Annotated in this window: 15 protein-coding genes and 2 pseudogenes; 5 read left to right on the top strand and 12 right to left on the bottom strand. The window is 43.7% G+C overall.

Annotated elements, in window-relative coordinates:
- The first annotated feature begins 5 nt into the window (after window positions 1-5).
- A complete protein-coding gene (locus AX677_RS00675) occupies window positions 6-1,730 on the top strand; it encodes an ABC transporter permease/substrate binding protein (protein WP_082730166.1) in 1,725 nt (574 codons plus the stop codon).
- 77 nt (window positions 1,731-1,807) lie between these two features.
- On the opposite strand, the gene AX677_RS00670 is transcribed toward AX677_RS00675, so the two are convergent.
- Complete coding sequence (locus tag AX677_RS00670; protein WP_269450181.1) at window positions 1,808-3,253, bottom strand: glycoside hydrolase family 1 protein; 1,446 nt, start codon at window positions 3,251-3,253, stop codon at window positions 1,808-1,810.
- Window positions 3,254-3,358: 105 nt separating this feature from the next.
- On the opposite strand from AX677_RS00670, the gene AX677_RS00665 reads away from it, so the two are divergent.
- A complete protein-coding gene (locus AX677_RS00665) occupies window positions 3,359-4,231 on the top strand; it encodes an AraC family transcriptional regulator (RefSeq protein WP_002896563.1) in 873 nt (290 codons plus the stop codon).
- Between the two features lie 122 nt (window positions 4,232-4,353).
- On the opposite strand, the pseudogene AX677_RS00660 reads toward AX677_RS00665, so the two are convergent.
- From AX677_RS00660 to AX677_RS00615, 10 genes and pseudogenes are all read right to left on the bottom strand, one after another.
- A pseudogene (locus AX677_RS00660) lies at window positions 4,354-5,027 on the bottom strand (hypothetical protein).
- Between the two features lie 89 nt (window positions 5,028-5,116).
- On the bottom strand, window positions 5,117-5,317 hold the full coding sequence (locus AX677_RS00655; protein ID WP_048772272.1) for a hypothetical protein: 201 nt from the start codon (window positions 5,315-5,317) through the stop codon (window positions 5,117-5,119).
- A 174-nt stretch (window positions 5,318-5,491) separates the two neighbouring features.
- Window positions 5,492-6,874 carry a CapA family protein gene (locus tag AX677_RS00650; protein WP_060975810.1) on the bottom strand — a complete coding sequence of 461 codons (1,383 nt, stop codon included), beginning with the start codon at window positions 6,872-6,874 and terminating at the stop codon, window positions 5,492-5,494.
- Between the two features lie 217 nt (window positions 6,875-7,091).
- Window positions 7,092-8,363 (bottom strand): TRZ/ATZ family protein, encoded by a 1,272-nt coding sequence (locus tag AX677_RS00645; RefSeq protein ID WP_060975809.1) that lies wholly within the window; start codon window positions 8,361-8,363, stop codon window positions 7,092-7,094.
- 137 nt (window positions 8,364-8,500) lie between these two features.
- On the bottom strand, window positions 8,501-9,193 hold the full coding sequence (locus AX677_RS00640) for a methionine ABC transporter permease (RefSeq protein ID WP_002898357.1): 693 nt from the start codon (window positions 9,191-9,193) through the stop codon (window positions 8,501-8,503).
- Complete coding sequence (locus AX677_RS00635; protein ID WP_060975808.1) at window positions 9,193-10,260, bottom strand: methionine ABC transporter ATP-binding protein; 1,068 nt, start codon at window positions 10,258-10,260, stop codon at window positions 9,193-9,195. The genes AX677_RS00640 and AX677_RS00635 overlap by 1 nt, the downstream gene beginning before the upstream one ends.
- 249 nt (window positions 10,261-10,509) lie before the next feature.
- Window positions 10,510-11,382 carry a MetQ/NlpA family ABC transporter substrate-binding protein gene (locus AX677_RS00630; protein WP_002896572.1) on the bottom strand — a complete coding sequence of 291 codons (873 nt, stop codon included), beginning with the start codon at window positions 11,380-11,382 and terminating at the stop codon, window positions 10,510-10,512.
- Between the two features lie 158 nt (window positions 11,383-11,540).
- A complete protein-coding gene (gene msrB / locus AX677_RS00625; protein WP_060975807.1) occupies window positions 11,541-12,476 on the bottom strand; it encodes a peptide-methionine (R)-S-oxide reductase MsrB in 936 nt (311 codons plus the stop codon).
- Window positions 12,477-12,731: 255 nt separating this feature from the next.
- Window positions 12,732-13,121 (bottom strand): DUF1310 family protein, encoded by a 390-nt coding sequence (locus tag AX677_RS00620; RefSeq protein ID WP_060975806.1) that lies wholly within the window; start codon window positions 13,119-13,121, stop codon window positions 12,732-12,734.
- Between the two features lie 170 nt (window positions 13,122-13,291).
- Window positions 13,292-14,230, bottom strand: a complete 939-nt coding sequence (locus AX677_RS00615; RefSeq protein ID WP_060975805.1) for a dihydroorotate oxidase — start codon at window positions 14,228-14,230, stop codon at window positions 13,292-13,294.
- A gap of 352 nt (window positions 14,231-14,582) precedes the next feature.
- Between AX677_RS00615 and gdhA the strand changes: the two genes are divergently transcribed.
- The 3 genes and pseudogenes from gdhA to AX677_RS00600 form a co-directional block, all read left to right on the top strand.
- A complete protein-coding gene (gdhA, locus tag AX677_RS00610; protein ID WP_060975804.1) occupies window positions 14,583-15,929 on the top strand; it encodes an NADP-specific glutamate dehydrogenase in 1,347 nt (448 codons plus the stop codon).
- A 30-nt stretch (window positions 15,930-15,959) separates the two neighbouring features.
- Window positions 15,960-16,445 (top strand): GNAT family N-acetyltransferase, encoded by a 486-nt coding sequence (locus AX677_RS00605; RefSeq protein ID WP_060975803.1) that lies wholly within the window; start codon window positions 15,960-15,962, stop codon window positions 16,443-16,445.
- 16 nt (window positions 16,446-16,461) lie between these two features.
- Window positions 16,462-16,632, top strand: a pseudogene (locus AX677_RS00600) (NADP oxidoreductase); the annotation flags it as partial.
- 30 nt (window positions 16,633-16,662) lie between these two features.
- On the opposite strand, the gene AX677_RS00595 reads toward AX677_RS00600, so the two are convergent.
- Window positions 16,663-17,031 carry an EXLDI protein gene (locus tag AX677_RS00595; protein ID WP_060975801.1) on the bottom strand — a complete coding sequence of 123 codons (369 nt, stop codon included), beginning with the start codon at window positions 17,029-17,031 and terminating at the stop codon, window positions 16,663-16,665.
- Window positions 17,032-17,052 lie beyond the last annotated feature (21 nt).

Raw genomic sequence — 17,052 nt, 5'->3', positions numbered from 1 at the left:
GCATTTTGAATATTTTACAACAGCCAATCCCCGTTTCTCAATGGGTTGAGTCCTTTACTAACTGGGTAACCGATACCTTCTCCGGGCTTTTCTCGGTCCTTCAGGCCATCGGAAATGCCATCATGAATGGGATGACAGACACCCTGCTCTTCATTCCGCCCCTGCTCTTTATCGCAGTCATCACTATTTTTACCTATTTGATTTCCAAGCGTAAGCTGGGGCTGCCCCTGCTCACCTTCCTAGGCTTGCTCTTTGTTTACAACCAAGGCCTCTGGGAAAATCTTATGAACACTGTGACCTTGGTTATCGTCTCCAGTGCCATTTCCATTATCATCGGTATTCCACTGGGAATCTGGATGGCTAAGAGCAACCGTGTCGAAGCAGTTATCAAGCCCTTGCTGGACTTTATGCAGACCATGCCGGCCTTTGTCTACCTGATACCGGCCGTGGCCTTCTTCGGTATCGGTATGGTGCCTGGGGTCTTTGCCTCTGTCATCTTTGCCCTGCCACCGACTGTCCGCTTTACCAATCTAGCCATTCGTCAGATTCCAACCGAACTGATTGAAGCGTCAGACTCTTTCGGGGGCACTGGCAAGCAGAAGCTCTTCAAAGTCGAACTGCCTCTGGCTAAAAACACCATCCTAGCTGGAGTCAATCAGACCATCATGCTAGCTCTGTCTATGGTCGTTACCGCCTCTATGATTGGAGCACCTGGACTGGGCCGCGGCGTTCTCTCTGCCCTGCAGCATGCTGATATCGGTTCCGGCTTTGTCAATGGGGTGTCTCTGGTTATCCTGGCCATTATCATTGACCGCCTGACCCAGAAGCTCAACCAACCTCTGGCTAAAAAATCACCGGTCACTGCCAAGAAAAAACGCAACAAGATTATGCTCTGGTCTGCTCTAGCTGCTGTCATCCTGACAGCCTTTGTCGGAAATCAAGTAACCAAGCTTCAGCAAAGCAAAAAAGAAAAGGTCAATCTTGCCTATGTTGAATGGGACTCCGAAGTTGCCTCAACCAATGTCGTAGCGGAGGCTCTCAAGGAAATGGGCTACGATGTCACCATCACACCGCTGGACAATGCCGTTATGTGGAAGTCCGTTGCTAATGGCGAAGCCGATGCCATGGTTTCAGCCTGGTTGCCGACCACCCACGCTGCTCTCTATGAAGAGTACAAGGACAAGCTAGTGGACTTGGGGCCAAACCTTGAGGGTGTTAAGACAGGGCTAGTCGTACCAAGCTATATGGATGCCGACTCTATTGAAGACCTGTCAGACCAAGCCAAGAAAACTATCACAGGTATTGAGCCCGGCGCTGGTATCATGACCGCCACTGAGAAGACTTTGCAAGAATACAGCAATCTCAGTGGCTGGAATCTTTCTTCTTCCTCAACAGGAGCTATGACCACTGCTCTGGATCAGGCTATTAAGAATAAAGAAGATATCATCGTAACCGGCTGGTCACCACACTGGATGTTCTCCAAATATGACCTCAAGTACCTCAAGGATCCTAAAGGAACCATGGGTGGTAAGGAAGCTATCCACACTATGACTCGGAAAAATCTAGACAAGGACTTACCAGAAGTCAATAAGGTCCTAGACAACTTCAACTGGACTCAAAAGGACATGGAAGAAGTCATGCTTAAGATTAACGAAGGCAGCTCACCAGAAGCAGCCGCCAAAGAGTGGATCAAAAACCACCAAAAAGAAGTCGAAAGCTGGAAGAAATAAAAAGTATAGAAAAAAGGGATGAATCAAAAGATTCATCCTTTATTTTATAAAGAGCCATTCTATTTTGTTTAAGTCATTCAATCCTGATAGAGACTATCTCCATTCGTCGCAATGACTTCTTTGTACCAATCAAAAGATTTTTTCTTGTAGCGGGCTAGAGTTCCGCTACCGTCATCGTTGCGGTCAACATAGATAAAGCCGTAGCGCTTGCTGAGTTCTGCTGTGCTGGCTGAGACTAGGTCAATACAGCCCCAAGTCGTGTAACCTAGCAGTTCTACGCCATCTTCCAGCGCTTCTCCTACCTGCTGCAAATGCTGTTTGAGATAATCAATGCGGTAGTCGTCTTCAACCGTTGGGCCATTTGGACCATCCACCAAGACATCCTTGGCACCGAGACCATTTTCCACAATGAAGAGAGGCAGCTGATAGCGGTCATAAAAGCTATTTAGCACCAAGCGTAAGCCGACTGGGTCAATCTGCCAGCCCCATTCTGAACTAGCCAGATGAGGATTTAGGATACCACCTAAAAGATTACCTCGGCCGGAAGAATAATTTTCCGGATCATGAGCCGCAACCACACTCATATAGTAAGAGAAGGAAATGAAGTCTACAGTATTTTCAGCCAAAAGCTCTTTGTCGCCCGGCGCAAACTGAATCTCAATCCCATTCTCCTTGAAGAAACGATTGATATAGGCAGGGTATTTCCCACGCGCATGGATATCAGAGAAGAGGTAGTTTTGATTTTCAAATTCTCGTGCTGCCAGCACATCTTCAGGCTTAGGTGTCATGGGATAGGCTGGCATAGCCAGGACCATACAACCAATCTTAAAATCAGGATTGATCTCATGACCGATTTTCGTTGCCAAGGCAGAAGCTACCAGCTCATGATAGACCGCTTGATAGAGGTCTTGTTTGGACAACTCTTCAGCTGGCGTGGCAATACCGCCGCTCATAAAGGGCGCATGGAGAACAGAGTTGATTTCATTAAAAGTCAGCCAATACTTGACCTTATCCTTGTAGCGAGTAAAAACCGTGCGGACATAGCGCTCGTAGAAACCAATCAAATCGCGGTTGGCCCAGCCATTGTACTGACGCGCTAAATGCAGGGGCGTTTCATAGTGAGACAAGGTAATCAGAGGCTCAATGCCATATTTGGCCAGTTCATCAAAAAGATTGTCATAAAATTGCAAACCAGCTTCATTGGGCTCCAGCTCGTCCCCATTTGGAAAAATCCGAGACCAGGCAATGGAAGTCCGGTAGACCTTGAATCCCATCTCCGCAAAGAGGGCAATGTCCTCCTTATAGCGATGGTAGAAATCAATTCCTTTCAGCTTGAGATTATCTGGTGTCGGCTCCTCGGTAATCAAAGGATTGCAATCACCTGGCGTAGCTGGCACACCGCCTTTTGGAGTCACATCCTGAACAGACAGGCCTTTTCCATCCAGATTATAGGCGCCTTCATACTGGTTGGCTGCAGTTGCACCGCCCCAGAGGAAATTCTGCGGAAATTTACCCATTTGCATTTTCTCACTTTCGTTTTTTTTGTATTTATATTATAATAGTTGTCAAACATATTTTCTAACACAATTATCTTAATAAATTGTACTATTCTATGAAAGAGTGTCCCCATGATTGATTTAGGCCAACTACATAAAAATACCGTTTTTAAAAACCAAGGAACCCCTTATTCTCTAACCCGCACCATCACTGAAAATGGTCATCCAGATATTCTTTTCCACTGGCATACCGATGTTGAAATGATTTATGTCCACGAAGGAAAAGCACAATTTCATATTGACGACGACTACTTTAACAGTGAAAAAGGTGATATTATCCTGATTCGCCCCAATGCCCTGCACTCCATCCACCCCATCAACGACGAGCGCCATTATATGGACGCTATTAATTTTCATCTGGATCTGATGGGCTACTCTGCCATGGATCAGGCCAGCATCAACTATCTGCAGCCCCTCTACAATGGCCAGTTGGACTTGACTCATGTTATCAAGCCTACGGATACAGCCTATGCCGAGATTCGCCAGTGCCTCTTAGCAGCTATGGAAACAGGCTATTTCCGCAAATCTCACTACGAATTTCAACTCAAGGCCCAGCTCAACCAGCTCTTCTATCTGCTCTTTGAGAATGGCTATGTCATTTCCAAAGACCTGTCACCAGAAGGCTATCGCAAGGAAGAAAAGATTCGCTCCATCATCGACTACATCAATGCCCACTACCAAGAAGACCTGAATATTGACCAACTGGCTGGCATTTGCGGCTACAGCTCTACCCATTTCATGAACTTCTTCAAGAAGCATCTGGGCGTTTCCTGCATAGAGTACTTGATTCAATTCCGCCTTCGCAAGGCAGCCGAACTCCTGCAGCACTCTAATCTCTCTGTACTGGAAATCTCCAGCCAAGCAGGCTTTAATAACCTGTCCAACTTTAACCGCCAGTTCAAAAAATACTACCAAATGACACCAAGTCAGTATCGGAAGAAATGAAGCTCTAAAATGGAAAATAAAAAAACGAATACCTGCTAAGCTAAATGAACTTTGTGGTATTCGTTTTTTTGTAACGCTAATATTATAAGAAGGATAGAAACAGCACCATGTTTTGTAAGATATTATTCTAGATCTCGGTCCCTGCCTTCTGAGCCATAGACTCTGTGATAGGCTTTGACATAAAAAGATATGGGTTTATCTGATTCGTTTTGGACAGTGATATCTTGATCACTGTCGCTTACACTAAAAACAAACGTTCTATTTTGGGTAAAGTTGACATCAATGCTATAGTTTTCGTTAAACTCAACACCTAAATCGGATAAAGCCTGTTCGTTTGGGATTGTTATCCCCCCCCTTCCTTTTCATTATAGTAGTGAACAGACTTTTTTTCTGCATCATAGATATACTCATTTTCACCTATCTGCTCTCTCAAATAAGAATCATAAATTCTAATTTTCCCATCTGTTTTATCTTTAAATTTTAAAACACTGACTCCTGAACCCTTTATTAGCTCAAAATTAGGCTTTTTAATCTTTACATAAACAGCTTCGCCTGGCCTTAATTTTACTAATTGGTAAGAGCCACCATGATCTTCTCCGCCAAAATAAACAAGATTCCAAATCAAAGTTCCCAAAAAGAGTAGACTAATCACTTTCCCATAAATGCTTTTGTAGAAAGGCTTCTTTATACAGATATAAACTATCCATGAAACGATAAAAACAACAAAGATAAATAAGAGTGGTAAAAAGTGAATTAAAAAGTCTATTAAAAGAAAAAGTTGTTCAAAAAAATACATATTTAGCCTTTCCTTAATTCTCAATCAATATTTAGTTTCAACGAACAAGGATAAAGCTAGTCCCTATCATTTCATTTGGACTGTTCTCCTTACGAACTCATCATTTCTATACTAGCAAGTTCAGCAGAAGATTGAAGAGCCCCAGCCAAAAGATAGCTAGCAGCAAATTGCGCCCCTGCTTTTCCTTGAAGAGATTTCTTCTCAGAAACAGGCAGAAAATCAACAAGACCAGGGAGCACACTAGCAACAAAAACAAGATAAACATAGGTATAAGATACAAAAGCAACCACAAACCAAAATACATTTCATTTTCTTTCCAATAACATAATAGACGAGCTCGAAAGCGGTCAGTTTCATTCATTAACAGTTCTATAATCCTTTTTAATTATAACAAAATCTTAAATTTCAAAACAGCAAAAACCAGATTGGTAAATCCAATCTGGCTAAAATCATATTCAGGCAATTTATTGCCCCGGCCAATTCAGTCCAACATGAGAATTCATTTCCTGATAGGCGGTATCAATCCGTGCTCTGGTTTCTTGATCCAGTTTGTCTCGATACTTGCCACCTTCGACAAAGTCGTCCAAAATCCAGGTCTGGTAAGTGTATAAAGGTAGACCGTCTGCCGAAGTAGTGCCTTTTTCCACTCGGCTGACCCAGCTCGGATGAGCCTGGGCACTTTTTATCTGTGTGCCCTTTGGTGTCTTTTCAATGGTAACATCCATCAGCACTCCGCGCTCGGTCCAATGAGCATTTTCAATTCCCTCCATAGTTTCGATGCGCTGATTGGAAATGAAATTTCCCATAGAATACATGATCAGCTTCTTCTGACCATCTTTCTCTAAAATCTCCGCCGGCTCAACCACATGAGGATGCCCTCCAAAGACGATATCTGCTCCCCAGTCAACCATTTTATGGTAGAGGGCCATCTGCTCCTCGGTTGGCTCCAGCTGGTACTCTATCCCCATCTGAGGCATGACGACTGTAATATCTGCTTCCTTTTCCGCCCGTTCAATCTCGGCCCGCATCTTTTCTTCATCCAGATCGGACAGGCGATTATCATAGTCTTCCTGACTGAGAAGCCCTTCCATGCCATTGTAGCCATAAGAGTAGGCTAGCAGTGCAATCCTAATGCCTTTTACTTCCTTTATCAAGAGCGGTGCCTGACTGCGGCTTTCATGCGGATAAACACCGACGGGAGTGATTCCCTCTTTTTCAAAAGCCTGAGCTGTAGTGAAAACTCCCTCCAAGCCAGAGTCTAAAATGTGATTATGAGCCAGATCCATCACCTGATAGCCAGCATCCTTGATTGCTGGAACTACGGCTTCTGGAGCATTAAAGAGCGGATAGCCATTCAAGGGATAGTCCGGCCGAATCGTGCCTTCAAAGTCCCCTAAGACCAAATCTCCCTGCCGAAGCCATTCCTTGGCATAGTGGAAATTCTCAGAAAAATCATAAGTGCCATCTTCTTTCTGAGCGCTCAGATAAAGGCCATCGTGATAAAGCAAATCCCCAGTTGCCATGATGCGAACCGTCTGATTCTGAGAGGAATCTGACTGCTGCTCTTTCTTACTAGGAGACAGAAAGGTAAAATCCTGCACATGCTCTGACAGCAGAATTAATCCAGCTGACAGCCCTACTACGGTCAAAAGCACTCCGACAAACTGGCGATTGCTAAGCTGTTTTTGAAAGATTTTGGGACGAGGAAATGGAAGTCCCTTAAACCAGTCCCGCCAAGCATGGTAAGCATCTGCCAGCAGATTATGTTCCGCAGTAAAATCCGATATCTTTTTCCAAAGTTCCTGAAAAAAAGTCCGAATCTTCTCCCAAAGAAATTTTTTATCCATCACATTTCTCCGCTTTTTCTTACTTGATAATAGTGCATCAACATTTACTATATTGTACTATTTTTATCGCCAAAAGGAAAGAAAAGCAAAAAAACAGGAGCGGGGAGAAGCATGCTACAATCTCCAAATTGCGGCATGCTCCCACCATTCTCCTGCTTCATTTTCTATTTTTTCAATTCTAATAGCTGATTGCCGAGCTGAAACTCAGCTTTCATTCTTACACAAAACTCCCTACATCAACGGTGAGCACCTGGCCGTCTCGGACGACCTGCTGCCCAGCAATGTAGACATCCTGAACATCACTGCCTTTGACTGCGTACACTAGGTGCGACAGCATATTTCCCAAAGGATAGAGATGAAGTCTTCCCTTAGGTTGAATGACAATGAAATCGGCTTGCTTGCCCGCTTCCAGACTACCGATTTTGTTATCCAATCCCAACGCCTTGGCTCCTTCAATAGTCAAAGCTTTCAAAGCCTGATCAATCGTAAACTGGGTCGCATCTCCTGCCCGCATCTTCTGAAGGAGAGCAGCTGTCCGACCTTCTTCAAACATATCCAGATTATTATTGGAAGCGACAGAGTCTGTCGCTAAGCCAACGGTCACCCCAGCGGCTAGTAAGTCGGTCACCGGAGCTACACCGGAAGCCAGCTTGAGGTTGCTGATAGGATTGTGGGCGATGCTGACTGGTGAAGCCGCCAAATCCGCAATCTCTGATGGATTCAGTTCAACTCCGTGAGCAAAAATTGCTGGCTGCTCCAAGTAACCCAAACCCTTTAAGAAAGCCAGAGGCCGTTTGCCATAGCGCTCCAGTATGATTTTATTTTCTTCCTGGGTTTCAGCCACATGGATATGAAGCTTCAAGTCTAGCTCACGCGCTAGTTCAAGACTGCCCTTGAGCAGATCTTCGTCACAGGCATAAGGTGAATGAGGCGCCACCATAACCTGAAAATCTTCATCGTCATAGGAGCAAATTTTCTCAATAATGGCCCGAATACGAGCCAGAGTCTCTTCTGCCGTTTCCGCGGCTGAGCTAAAGAGTGTTGGTGAGAAATAGCAGCGCATACCAGACTGCCGCACAGTCTGATAAATCCGGTCAATATCCACTCCCTGAGGATTATACATGTCGTTAAAAGTTGTTGTTCCTGACAGCAGCATTTCAGCCAGAGCCAGCTGGACAGCCTGGGTCGTTAAATCTGCTGTGAATCGACTTTCTGCTGGCCAGATATAGTCCTCCAGCCATTCATGCAGATTGCTGTCATCACGAATCCCGCGCAGCAAGGTCATGGCCGAATGAATATGGCAGTTGACCAGCCCGGGCATGATCCAAGCACTTTCATAATCCACTGTTTCACTGCATTTCCCTAGCCAGCTTTCATCATAGGGACCGCAGTAGGCAATACGGTCGTCCTCAACCACCAACAGCCCTTCCCGGTAAACATGAAATGCGCTGTCACAGGTCACCAGATTGACATTTGTATAAGCTTTCATCCGCCATATCCTCACTTTCCCAACACTTGACTTCAAGAGATTTTAGCTATTATAACAAGCCTAATCTAATTGTGCAAGTCTTTTAATACAATTATGGAATAAAAAAGAGCCCCAGCTGAGGCCCTAGTTGTCAATCATTATCTATGACTAATCTTCCGTGTCAGGAAATCCCCAACAAACTGAATAAAGAAGATGAGCAGCAAAATAAGAATAGTCGCAAGAATGGTCACATCATGGTTGAAACGTTGATAACCATAAGTCAGGGCAACATTTCCCAGTCCACCAGCTCCAATCGCTCCGGCCATAGCGGTCTCACCAACCAGAGAGATCAGCGTAACAGTCGTCACCCGAATCAAGTCCGGCAGACCTTCCCGCAGGTAAACACCGACAATGTCCCAGAAGGTTGCTCCACTAGCCTGCGCCGCTTCAATCACTCCTCGGTCTAATTCGGATAAGACCACCTGAACCTGACGGGCAAAGAAAGGAAAAACAGCCAGAGAAAGAGGGACCAAGGCCGCAGTCGGTCCAATCCCAGTTCCCACAATAATACGAGTAAAAGGATTGATGAGGGCTAGGAGAATGATGAAAGGAATCGCCCGAAAGATAGAGGTAACCTTGTCCAAGACGAAAAAGACAAGTCTATTTTCCAAAATACCTCTCGGCCCTGTCAAGACGAGCAAGAGACCAGCGATAAAGCCTAGAATCCCTCCGATAAAGAAAGGAATGATGGTCATATACAGAGTCAGGTAAATAGCTGTTCCCCAGCCAGCCTGCCCAGACCAGCCCATTCTATAAACATTGGGCATAAATTGTTGAATCAGCTGTAGCATTAGTTACTCCCTTCTTTCAGAACATGCAGCTCTACTCCTGCTTCGCGCAGACTTTCCTGCACCGCCGCCAGTTGCTTGGTCTCTCCAGATAAGATAACGACCATTTCTCCGACCGGTACATGATCTAAAATCTCAATATTGGCGTGAAGAATATTGGCAGATATTTGATACTGCTTGTAAATGTCGTTTATAATGGCTGTGTCCGTTACCACACCTGAGTATTTCAGGTGTGCCAGAATGGAATTTTCCGGCAGGTTTTGCACAATCTTCTGCTGGTTGATTTTGATCATGGCCTCATTGATACCGGTTGCTGTCGTAATGAAGTCTTGGGTCAGCTCATTCTTGGGATTAGAGAAAATATCCAGAACTGATCCTTCCTCAATGAGCTGACCATTCTGCATGACTGCTACCCGGTTGGCAATGTCCTTGACAATCTGCATTTCGTGGGTAATGAGGACAATAGTCAGACCCAATTTTTGATTCAAATCCTGCAATAAAGCCAGAATCTGCTTGGTAGTCTTAGGATCCAGAGCAGATGTGGACTCGTCTGAGATTAGGATTTTGGGATCATTGGCCAAAGCCCGCGCAATAGCCACCCGCTGCTTCTGACCGCCAGACAGCTGGGCAGGATAATTGTCCGCCCGATCCGCTAAACCTACCAAGTCCAAAAGCGTATGAACTTTTTTCTCTTTTTCAGCAGCTGATAAAGGTGAATGCTTGAGCGCAAAGGCAACATTTTCCTTGGCTGTCATCTGTGCCATGAGGTTAAAATGCTGGAAAATCATCCCGATATCCTTACGCTTTTGGCGCAGCTGAGCCGCAGTAAGCTGAACCTGATGATGATCATAGAAAACCGTATCATCCACCGTAATCTTACCGGCAGACGGCACCTGCAGCAAGTTAATAACACGGACCAGGGTAGACTTGCCGGCACCAGAATAGCCTACAATTCCATAAATATCTCCCTGATTAATATGAATGGTCACATCTTCTACGGCCTTAATGTCTTGCTTTTTTTGATTAAAAACGACATCAATGTGATCCAATTTGATAATTTCTTTGCCCATAATTTCCGATTCACTCCTTGATTTGTCCAATATGTGATTTATCCTCTGTAGCCTTTTAGTTTGATTTCCGTCTGTCACTTGACTAGGGAAATGTGATGCCATAAGCCGCAATCTTTACCGACTTAACCCAAAGCCAGATACTGTTCAAACTAAATGACCATAATAGCAGATAAAGGGCTGGAGAAGCTAATCTCCGCCCTTCTTAATCATTTCATTTATTCAATACAATGACCTTCTGCTGGAAAAAAATTACCAAACTGGCTGATCCATACCATCTGATGATTCTTCAATAACTTTTTTCACTTCATCAGTGTGGTAAGCCTTGATAATTTTTTCAATTGCGTCAGCCTTGTCTGATTTCTTCCAATCTGGTTTCGCTGCAATCAGGTTATACCATTGTTTTGAGTTTTCATTGGCTTCTTCTTTGAAGAGGGCCTTCTTGTAGTCAATACCTGCTTCGCGGACGAAAGTATTATTGACAACTGCAGCATCTGCTGAAGTCAGAGAAGCTGGCGTTTGAGAAGCATCCAACTCAGAAATTGTCAGATTCTTCTTGTTTTCTTTGATGTTGGCAACAGTCGCAAGTTCTTTACCTTTAACATCAAGCTTGATCAAGCCAGCTGATTCAAGAAGATAAAGAGCGCGGCTCTCGTTTGTCGCATCATTTGGAACAGCAATTGTACCATTTTCTGGGATGTCTTTCACATCTGTATATTTATTTTTGCCGTCCTTTGTACCAGAGTAGAGACGAATAGGAGCGATATAGGTATCCGCAACAGACACAAGGTCTGCTCCCTTCTCTTTGTTCCAGTTTTCAAGGAAGTTGTAATGTTGGAAAGCGTTGATATCCACATCACCGTCAAGCAGAGCTTGGTTAGGCTGAGAGTAGTCGGTAAACTGTGTATACTCTAATTTAACGCCTGCATTTTCTTTGTCAAGAATCTCTTGAACCTTGTTCCAGCGCGCTTCTTCTGTATCACTCAGGCTCATTACCCCAACCTTGACGGTTACAGGTCCGTCTGCTGATTTGCTCTCCTTACTAGAAGAGCCTCCGCAAGCTGCCAAACCCAAGGCTGCAAGGCCGACTAAGCCGACTGAAAAGATTTTTTTCAAATTCATCATTTATTCTCCTTTAATGGATAAAATTCTAAATCTTCTATTTTATAAGATTACTTCTCATTTTACCATGTTAAAGGAGACTTGGCTTATATAAATAATTTATCGCCGTGATAAAAAAAATATATGACTGATTGAAGCATTTGAGTTGATTTTATGCCCTTTTACTGCATGAAGGTCAGCAGATAGCCATATCCTTCTGCTTCCATTTTTTCTTTTGGAATAAATCGCAGAGCTGCTGAGTTGATGCAGTAGCGCAAGCCGCCTGCTGCTTCTGGGCCGTCTGTGAAGACATGCCCCAGATGGGCGTTCCCTGAACGGCTGCGCACTTCGATCCGCTCCATGCCATGGCTCTTGTCTTCATAGTATCTCAGAACTTCTCTGGCAATGGGCCGGCTAAAGCTAGGCCAGCCGCAACCAGACTCAAACTTGTCTCCAGCAAAAAAGAGGGGCTCCCCAGTCGTCACATCTACATAAATTCCTTCCTCAAAAGTGGCATTATAGGCATTATGGAAAGGGCGCTCTGTCGCACTGTTCTGGGTCACCTGGTACTGCTCTTCCGTCAGCTGCTCTTTTAGTTCCACATCTGTAGGCTTCTCGTATCGGCCTGGATCGACCAAGGGCTGATAGGCATCATTGACATTGATATGGCAGTAGCCACCAGGATTTTTCTTGAGATAATCCTGATGATAGTCCTCAGCTAGAACATAATGGCGCAAAGGTTCTAGCTCAACAACAATCTTTTGTCCCAGTTGTTTTTCCTGTTCAGCAAAGACCTGCTCAATGACCGCCTTATCGGCTTGATTGGTATAGTAAACGCCCGTCCGATACTGACGTCCTACATCATTTCCCTGCTTATTGACCGACAGAGGATCAATGACTCGGAAATAATAGAGCAGGATTTCCCGCAGGCTAATCCGCTTTTCATCATAGACCAGATGAACCGTCTCTGCATGATCCGTCTGATGAATCAGCTGGTAGTTGGTTGATTCTACTTGCCCATTGGCATAGCCCACTGTCGTTTCCTCCACACCCTCAATGCGAGAAAAGTACTCTTCCAATCCCCAGAAGCATCCACCTGCTAAATAAATTTCTGCCATAAAAACACCTCATTTCTTTGCGTCTATTTTCTCATAAAAGGAGTAAATTTTATAGTGATTCAACTCAAAAATGATTTCTGCTACTGACTATAACTACTATTATACAGGCAAAATCTCATCATATTTATTTTTTTGCTCACCGACAACCGGTCTCACTTTTTTAGCCATATTGATCTTTTACTTCACGATTAAGAGAATTATCGTTATATTCAGTCATAGCCGTCTGAAGATTTTATTCATTTACATAATTTTTGCTCATTTAACATTTTCCTTTAACAAAGCTGATAATTTAGGTGATATGGTATAGCCATATGTTTCATACTCTCCATTGTCATTTTTTATCAATCCAAAATGAAAGTCTAATTCTTTATTGTTATTAAAATACAATCGAACCATCAGACCTCCCATCGGATTATATTCTAATGTCTCAGTATCAATTTCATAAGATTGAATAACTCCTTCTCTTGTTAGAGCATTAGGATCATTCTCTCTCATATGTTCTTCATAAACCTTTCTAGCTTCTTTACTAGTCGCAATGCGTATCATCTTTTGCTTCTTCTGGTTTTGATACATACTAAATCCTATGATAATCAGTCCCGTAACTACTAGAATACTGAGCCCACTCCATAAGAATGTTTTATTCATCGTAATTTCCCCTTCAAATATCTTATCAATTTATTTTATTTGTAGTATAACACAATTTTAGGATATTCTTTAAATGGTGGAGGTCAGTAGTTCTCAGATATTATCATCGCTTTCAAAAAAAAATTGAAGAAAGATGCATCTTTCTTCAATCTGAAACAGCCGTATTTTAATTACTCCTCAATATACTTCAATTTTCCTCGGAAATCTTCTAAGCTTTCATAGCCTTTTTCTTCCATAATAGCCTTGAGTTCTGAGGTGATGCGTTCGAAAGCTGCCACTCCTTCTTTATGAAGGGTTGTTCCTACCTGCACCATACTGGCTCCACAGAGGATATGCTCAAAGGCATCGCGCCCCGTCAGAACACCACCTGTTCCAATGATTTGGATTTCCGGTTTAAGGCGTTGGTAAAAAGCATGGACATTGGCCAGAGCGGTCGGCTTGATGTACTGACCTCCGATACCCCCAAAACCATTTTTCGGACGAATGACCACTGACTCATCTTCTATATAAAGACCATTTCCGATAGAGTTTACACAATTGACAAACTTGAGCGGATATTTGTTAAAAATCGCAGCGGCCTGGTCAAAATGTACGATGTCAAAATAAGGAGGCAGTTTGATGCCTAGGGGCTTGGTGAAATAAGCAAAAACTTCTGACAAGATTTTTTCCGTCGTTTCAAAGTCATAGGCAATCTGTGGCTTGCCAGGGACATTGGGACAGGAGAGATTGAGCTCAGTAATGCCTTTAAAGTCACTTGCCTGCACTTTCTTAAGAATAGTGTGGGTTTCTTCTGGCGACATACCGACCAAAGAGAGGAAGAAAGTCCGATTTGCTTCGCTTTCCTGGAGTTCCAGCAGGTAGTCAAGATAGTAGTCCAAACCATTGTTGGGCAGGCCCATGGAGTTGATAGACCCTAGCGGAACATCCTGATAGCGCGGTTCTGGGTTTCCCTGACGAAATTCCAGCGTCGCTGTCTTGGTCACAAAGGTTCCTGCAGCAGAATCTTTGACTTCCGCCAGTTCCTCTTTTGTCATGCAGGCAACCCCAGCTGCATTCATCAGGCAGTTGTCAAATGCAAAACCAGCAATCTGTGTAGATGTCGAAACCATAGTAAAACGCTCCTTTTTCTTTTGAAGGCGAGTGCCTTTAGCTCATTTCCTCTATTATATCACCAAACTCCACTTTTTCGTTTTTTAAACCGGCAATTCCTGACTAACGTTCGGAAAACATCCCGTTCGCTTGACTATTTTCTGGAATGTTTCAGAAAATAAATTGTGGAAATTTTTAGAAAATTCAACTTTTTTCTTTACAAGAGAAAAAAAGTCTGCTATAATGTTCCATGTAATAAAATATGACATCTAAAAGATGCCTGTTTTAAAAATTTAAACACATCCTCGTCACACAAGCTGCAAGCAGCTTCCGACAGGATGGTTTACTATTTTATTTAAAGGAGAATGACAGATGACAACTGCTAAAGAATATATCCAAAGCACTTTCGAGACCGTAAAAGCCCGCAACGGACACGAGGCAGAATTCCTCCAAGCTGTTGAAGAGTTTCTCAATACTCTGGAGCCCGTTTTCGAAAAACACCCAGAATACATTGAAGAAAACATCCTAGCGCGTATTACTGAGCCTGAGCGCGTTATCAGCTTCCGTGTTCCTTGGGTAGACCGCGAAGGCAACGTACAAGTCAACCGTGGTTACCGCGTACAATTTAACTCAGCAGTTGGCCCTTATAAAGGCGGACTTCGTTTCCACCCAACTGTAAACCAAGGTATCTTGAAATTCCTCGGATTTGAGCAAATTTTTAAAAACGTCTTGACTGGCCTGCCAATCGGCGGTGGTAAAGGTGGATCTGACTTTGATCCCAAAGGTAAGACTGATGCTGAAGTGATGCGCTTCTGCCAAAGCTTTATGACAGAATTGCAAAAGCACATCGGCCCATCTCTTGACGTTCCAGCTGGTGATATTGGTGTCGGCGGACGTGAAATCGGCTACCTCTATGGTCAATACAAACGTCTTAACCAATTTGATGCTGGTGTCTTGACTGGTAAACCTCTTGGATTTGGCGGCAGCTTGATTCGCCCAGAAGCAACTGGCTACGGTTTGGTTTACTACACCGAAGAAATGCTTAAAGCTAACGGCCAAAGCTTTGCTGGCAAAAAGGTGGTTATTTCTGGTTCTGGTAACGTAGCCCAATACGCTCTTCAAAAAGCAACTGAGCTTGGTGCAACTGTTATCTCTGTATCTGACTCAAACGGCTATGTTATCGATGAAAACGGTATTGACTTTGATCTTTTGGTTGATGTCAAAGAAAAACGCCGCGCTCGCTTGACAGAATATGCTGCTGAAAAAGCAACTGCTACTTACCATGAAGGTTCTGTCTGGACTTACGCTGGTAACTATGACATCGCTCTGCCATGTGCGACACAAAATGAAATCAATGGCGAAGCTGCGAAACGTTTGGTAGCTCAAGGAGTTATCTGTGTATCTGAAGGTGCCAACATGCCGAGCGACCTGGATGCTATTGCAGTTTACAAAGAGAATGGTATCTTCTACGGACCTGCCAAAGCTGCTAATGCTGGTGGTGTTGCTGTATCTGCCCTTGAAATGAGCCAAAACAGCCTTCGTCTGTCATGGACTCGCGAAGAAGTTGATGGCCGCCTCAAGGACATTATGACAAATATCTTCAACACAGCTAAAACAACTGCTGAAACATACGGACTTGGTACTGACTACCTTGCAGGAGCAAATATCGCCGCCTTCGAAAACGTAGCCAACGCTATGATTGCCCAAGGTATTGTTTAACTAGTCGATACATCCTATCGGAGGACTATCATGAACTTACGGCCAATGGAAGTGAGAGACAATCCAGCTGTAGCGCAGCTCATTCGAGCCAGCCTAGAAGAATTCGGGCTTGACAAACCAGGAACTGTCTACTTTGATTCTCATCTAGATCATTTGGCCGACTATTATCAACAGCAAGAGAGGGCAGCTTACTTTGTTTTGGAAGACGAAGGCCAGCTCGTCGGCTGTGGCGGCTTTGCACCTGTTTCTGATAAGATTGCTGAATTACAAAAACTGTATGTCACTAAAAACTGTCGTGGCAAAGGTTATTCCAGCCAGTTGATAAAGCGGATATTCCAGGAAGCCCGCCTAGCAGGTTATGAACAGCTTTATCTAGAAACCACTACTGAACTGGCTACGGCCGTGGCCGTCTATCAACACTATGGTTTTACATCACTGCAACAACCACTTTCTAACGCTACCGGCCACCCAGCTATGAATATCTGGATGATAAAATCCCTCTTATCAGATGAATAGATGATCAGTATACTCTGGCTGTCTCAAGAATATCATGACCAACATCCTCAACACAGCTAAAACTACCGTTGAAACTTACGGACTTGGCAAAGACTACCTGGCTATTGTTAATATCGCTGCCTTCGAAAACATAGCCAAAGCCATGATTGCGCAAGGTATTTGTTTAAGCACTATCAAACTAGAATAAATCCGACTGCTTATCAAAGCAGTCGGATTTTTATATATCTAATTTTTCAAAAAATTTGCCTGCTGACTGCTTTTCTTTTAGCTTCTCAAGCAGCTCAGTCTCCAGAAAAGGACTTAGTTCGTCAAAATCTTGGCAAACCTTAAAGACAGTTTCTCTGTCCAACTGGCCATAAGCTAGTTCATAATAATCCTTCTTATGATGCCAGTTCTGGTCATAGTTGACATCTGTCCGTTGATAGTAAACAATGTTTTGCTTCGGAGTCAGGTAAAGCTTCTGTGTCAGAATGCTTTTCTGATCTTTGGACAGCTTGCTGCGGCTGAAAATCTTAACCCCTTGAAAAATTTTGCGCTCATGGATACCTTGACTTGTGACTTTCAATTCTACTCTTTTATAATGCATACTGATACCTCCAGAAATCAC

It is taken from the genome of Streptococcus sp. CCH8-C6 (genome assembly GCF_001557225.1).
In the GTDB taxonomy this organism is placed as follows: domain Bacteria; phylum Bacillota; class Bacilli; order Lactobacillales; family Streptococcaceae; genus Streptococcus; species Streptococcus sanguinis_C.
Note: the sequence above shows the minus strand (reverse complement) of the source record. Positions and strands in the feature narration are given on the sequence as shown.